This is a genomic window from Chryseobacterium sp. BGARF1, from assembly GCF_001677955.1.
Classification (GTDB): Bacteria; Bacteroidota; Bacteroidia; order Flavobacteriales; family Weeksellaceae; genus Chryseobacterium.
Genome location: NZ_LELA01000163.1, coordinates 1 through 255 on the forward strand (window position 1 = coordinate 1; position 255 = coordinate 255).

A 255-nucleotide genomic window follows, 5' to 3' on the forward strand; every position below is an offset into this window, starting at 1 on the left:
CTACCTCGAATACGGCTATGATGGCTTGGAAACTACGAAAAGGGCAAACACAAGACAATGGAACAGCATTCCTGAAAGACAGAAAGATTTGGTGGTAGAAATCGCTTTGGAACACACCGAATTGTCTGCAAGGGAACTGGCCTACAAAATTACCGATGAGCAAGGTATTTTTATTTCAGAATCTAGTGTTTACCGGATTTTGAAGCAAAGAGACTTAATCCCGGCACCGAATCATTTTCTTCTTTCGGCAGCAAA

1 protein-coding gene is annotated in these 255 nt (G+C 42.0%); it reads left to right on the forward strand.

Going from position 1 to position 255, the window contains the following annotated elements:
* Window positions 1-255: helix-turn-helix domain-containing protein (locus AB671_RS21150; RefSeq protein WP_185114136.1), on the forward strand; the 255-nt coding region annotated here is incomplete at both ends.